General features: G+C 71.7%; 3 protein-coding genes and 2 pseudogenes. 2 read left to right on the forward strand and 3 right to left on the reverse strand.

Annotation, left to right across the window (positions count from 1 at the left end; genetic code table 11):
• Positions 1 to 239, forward strand: a pseudogene (locus tag VR44_RS15895) (EF-hand domain-containing protein); the annotation flags it as partial.
• Positions 240 to 364: 125 nt separating this feature from the next.
• Here the strand turns inward: VR44_RS15895 and purU are convergent.
• Together purU and VR44_RS15905 are read right to left on the reverse strand one after the other, a co-directional pair.
• Positions 365 to 1,243: a formyltetrahydrofolate deformylase gene (gene purU, locus VR44_RS15900; protein ID WP_045948147.1), complete on the reverse strand. Its 879-nt coding sequence runs from the start codon at positions 1,241 to 1,243 to the stop codon at positions 365 to 367.
• A gap of 14 nt (positions 1,244 to 1,257) precedes the next feature.
• Complete coding sequence (locus VR44_RS15905; protein ID WP_045948148.1) at positions 1,258 to 1,704, reverse strand: SCO4402 family protein; 447 nt, start codon at positions 1,702 to 1,704, stop codon at positions 1,258 to 1,260.
• Positions 1,705 to 1,901: 197 nt separating this feature from the next.
• Here VR44_RS15905 and VR44_RS15910 point away from each other — a divergent pair, with 197 nt between their 5' ends.
• Positions 1,902 to 3,362 carry an ABC transporter substrate-binding protein gene (locus VR44_RS15910; RefSeq protein ID WP_045948149.1) on the forward strand — a complete coding sequence of 487 codons (1,461 nt, stop codon included), beginning with the start codon at positions 1,902 to 1,904 and terminating at the stop codon, positions 3,360 to 3,362.
• Positions 3,363 to 3,365: 3 nt separating this feature from the next.
• On the opposite strand, the pseudogene VR44_RS15915 reads toward VR44_RS15910, so the two are convergent.
• Positions 3,366 to 4,165: pseudogene (locus VR44_RS15915) on the reverse strand (hypothetical protein); the annotation flags it as partial.

Genomic DNA, 4,165 nt, shown 5'->3' on the forward strand with positions numbered 1-4,165 from the left:
ACCCGGAGCGGTTCGCGGAGATCGCCCGCCCGTTCCTGGCGGCGGTGGTCGCGGTGGCGGACGAGGACGGCACGGGCGCGACCCCGGCGGCGGCGACCCGCGTCCTCCGCGTCCTGGGCACGCCCCCGCCCCTCGCCGCCCACGTGGCAGCGGCCCTGGCCGGCCCGGACGGCCACATCTCGGAGGACGCGACCCTGAAGGCCTTCGCCGCATACTGCGGCGTCGACCCGAACGCGTAGGCATCCAGCCCCGCCGATCCCCAGGCCCGCCGATCCCAGCCTCGCCCGGGGGTACCTCCCAGCGGTAGCTGGGGGAGATTGAGGCGCGGGGGTCTGGGGGCAGCGCCCCCAGACCCCCGCGGGGGCTACGCGAAGACGACCGTCCGGGACCCGTTCAGCAGCACCCGGTGCTCGCTGTGCCACTTGACGGCCCGCGCCAGCGCCTGGCACTCCACATCCCGCCCGATGGCGACCAGCTGGTCCGGCGTGACCTCGTGCCCGACCCGCTCGACCTCCTGCTCGATGATCGGCCCCTCGTCGAGGTCGGCCGTCACGTAGTGCGCGGTCGCGCCGATCAGCTTCACACCGCGCGCGTGCGCCTGGTGGTACGGCTTCGCGCCCTTGAAGCTCGGCAGGAACGAGTGGTGGATGTTGATGATCCGCCCGCTGAGCTCCTTGCACAGGGTGTCGGACAGCACCTGCATGTAGCGGGCCAGCACCACGAGCTCGACGTTCTCCGCCCGCACCAGCTCCAGCAGCTGCGCCTCGGCCGCCGCCTTGGTGTCCTTGGTCACCGGGATGTGCACGAAGGGGATGTCGTACGAGGCGACGAGCTCGGCGAAGTCGGTGTGGTTGGAGACCACGGCCACGATCTCCACCGGCAGCGCACCGATGCTGGTGCGGAACAGCAGGTCGTTCAGGCAGTGGCCGAACTTCGACACCATCAGCACGATCCGCATGCGCTCGTCCGAGCGGTGGATCTGCCAGTCCATCCGGAAGCTGTCGCCGATCGCCGCGAAGCTGGCGCGCAGCTTGTCCAGCGTGACCTCCGGCTCGGCCTCGAAGTGCACCCGCATGAAGAAGAGCCCGGTCTCCCGGTCTCCGAACTGCTGGCTGTCCACGATGTTGCAGCCGGTCATGAACAGGTAACTGGACACGGCGTGCACGATGCCCTGCTTGTCGGGGCAGGACACGGTCAGGACGTACTGGGGCAGGGGCCGGGCCCCGGGCTGCGGGTCGCTCATGACGCCATAGCCTTTCACACCGCGCGCGTGAGGATCTTCAGCACTTCCACGGAGCTCGGCCGGTCGTCCGGGTCCTCCCCGTCCGCGGCCGACATCCGTACGTGCGCCTCGCGTGCCGCCCGGACCGCCTCGGGCCAGGCGGAGTGCTCCAGGTACGCGGTCACGGGCGCGTCCGGGCCGACCTGGTGCAGGATCCGCAGCACCCGCAGCACGGCCAGGTCGACCAGCGCCGCCTCCTGGGCGTCACGGAAGATCGTGCCGATGTACTTGTCCGCGGACCAGCTGTCGAGCCAGGTGTCCTCGACGAGCCGGTACACGGCGTCGGTGACGTCCCCGTACCCTTCGGCTCCGGCGAGCCAGACCTCCTCCTGGAACACGGGGTCGGAAAGCATGTGCAGCGCCGAGCGCACGTTGCTGCGCCAGCGCCACCACGGCATGTCGTTGAGGGGCATGCCGCCCATGGTGGAGGAGCGGCCGCCGCGGCGGGAAGAGTTCTTCGAACCTTGGGCGAATGTCACGCTTTCGATCGTACGTTCCCCACAAATGCGATCTTGACGCACCTATCCACGCCCCACGCCCCGGTCGTTCACCTGGGTGTCACCGGATGTTGTGTACACCTCAGCACTCAGTTACCCCTGTGGCGGAATGGTCGTGGGACATGACCAAGAGCCGACGCGCAACCACCTTGTCCCGCTTGCTCCTTGCCGCAGCGACGGGTGCGTGTCTCACCACAGCGTGTGGGGTGCTCCCCGGCAGCTCGGGGGACTCCGGGGGCACCCTCACGGTCATGACGTTCGCTCCGATGGGAACCAAAGCCACCAACATGCCCGGTATGCCCGGCATGGCCAAGGCGTACGAACGCTGGATCAACGCCAACGGTGGCATCAAGGGCCGCAAGCTGCGCGTCCTGACCTGCAACGAGAAGAACACCGCGACCGGCGCCGCCGACTGCGCCCGCGAGGCGATCACGAAGAAGGCGGTGGCCGTCGTCGGCTCGTACAGCCAGCACGGGCGTGCGTTCATGGCCCCGCTGGAGGCCGAGGGCATCCCCTTCATCGGGGGGTACGGGGTCTCCGCGGAGGAGTTCCAGAGCACCCTGTCCTACCCGGTCAACGGCGGCCAGCCCGCGCTGCTCGCCGGCGCCGGCCACCAGCTCGGCAAGGCCTGCGCCCAGGTGTCGCTCGTCCGCCCGGACACGCTCGCCGGGGACACCATGCCGGTGCTGCTGAACGCGGGGCTGAAGGCCAACAACAGCCCGGAGGCCTCCGACATCCGGGCGGCCGAGGACGCCGCGGACCTGATGCCCCAGGCCCGCGAGGCCCTGGCCGGCGCCGGATCGGGCGGGTCGGGCGGGTCCTCGGGCACGGGCGGTACCGGAACGAAGGACACGGGAACGGGGACGGCGACGCCCGCGGCCAAGGGCGACGGGACGTCCAAGGCGACGGCCTCCCCCGGCCCCTCCGGCTCGGCGGCCGGCTCCTCCTCCCCCTCCGCCCCTTCCTCCGCCACGGCGGCCAAGGGGTCCTCGTCGTCCAAGAGCTGTGTCACGGCCGTGCTCGGCGCGCGCACCGAGACCTTCTTCGACGCCTTCCGCCGCGCCGACACCACCCACCGCAACCCGCAGATCTCCTCCGTCCTCGGCAGCGTCAGCCAGGCCCTGGTCGACCGCACCGGCGGCAAGGAGAGCCCCTTCGAGGGCGCGTACGTCACCAGCTGGTACCCGGTGTCGACCGACCCGCTGTGGGCGCCGATGCGGAAGGTGATCAGCGACGAGGCCTTCGGCGACAACACCGTCGAGGCCGACGACAGCGGGGCCCAGACCACCTGGATCGCGTACACGGTCCTCAACCAGGTCGTCCAGAAGTTCAAGGACGGGGAGGACGTCACGGCCCGCAAGGTGGCCCGGATGCTCAACGAGACCTCGGGCATCTCCACCGGCAACCTGACCCCGCAGCTGAGCTGGCGCTACCAGGACATGCGCGCGGTGGCCGGCTTCCCGCGGCTGGTGAACGGCCGGGTCAGCTTCCAGGTCGTCCAGCAGGGGCGGCTCGTCGCCCAGCTCGGCGAGCAGGACGTCGACATGACCGCGGTCCTGGAGTCGGCCCCGCGCTCGGCCTGACCCCTACAGCTGGGTCTTGTCGCGCTGGGTCAGTCCGTACTTGGCGGCGATCGTGTTCCACATGGCCGCCGCCGAGTCCTTCGCCTTGGTCGCCTCGCCGCTCGACTTGTTGCCGTCGGCGGCGTCGTCGGTCTGCTTGGCCTTGCCGTCCTTGCAGCCGCCCTTGTCGTGGCCGGCGTCGTCCGCCCAGTCCGCGTAGCTGTTGTCGGCGTCCGCCGAGGCCTTCCAGGCCTTGGTCAGGGCGGCCGAGAGCCGGGCGTGGTTGGGCAGCAGGTCCATCTTCAGGTCCGAGAGGCGGGTGACCAGCTCGTCGCGCTGACGGGCCGCGTCCCGCAGGTCCTGGGCGGCCTGGCCGAGGTTCTTGCAGTCCTTGATGTCGTCCACGGCCTTGATCACCGCGGTCCGGCTGTCGTTGGCGTCCGCGAGCAGCTTGTCCAGCTGGACGGCCTGCGGGCGGGCCGGGTCCACCGGAGCGGAACCCCCCGGCGCGTCGGCGTCGGCGGCGGCCCCGCCGGAGCCGGGGGAGGTGGCGACGGGGTCGTTGTTCTGCGCCTTGCCGTCGCTGAGCAGCGCGCCGACCCCGAGCCCGGCCACGGCCAGCCCGAACACCGCCGCCGCGTCACCGCGGGCGGGATCCGGCGCGCGGGGGCCGACGGGGGCGGGGGCGGGGGCGCCTGGAACTGCTGCTGCGGGGGTGCGGGCTGCTGCGGCGGCTGCGCCCGGCGGGGCCCGCGCCGCTGCGGCGGCGCGGGCGGCGGCGTCCGCCGTGCGACCGGCTCGGTGACGGGCGGCAGCTGCTGCGT

It is taken from the genome of Streptomyces katrae, assembly GCF_000966975.1.
GTDB lineage: Bacteria > Actinomycetota > Actinomycetes > Streptomycetales > Streptomycetaceae > Streptomyces > Streptomyces katrae.

Bases quoted from the DNA above. Each gene is read 5' to 3' on its own strand.
- purU (WP_045948147.1), bottom strand. From the start codon at position 1,243: ATGAGCGACCCGCAGCCCGGGGCCCGGCCCCTGCCCCAGTACGTCCTG.
- VR44_RS15905 (WP_045948148.1), bottom strand. From the start codon at position 1,704: ATGGGCGGCATGCCCCTCAACGACATGCCGTGGTGGCGCTGGCGCAGC.
- VR44_RS15910 (WP_045948149.1), top strand. From the start codon at position 1,902: ATGACCAAGAGCCGACGCGCAACCACCTTGTCCCGCTTGCTCCTTGCC.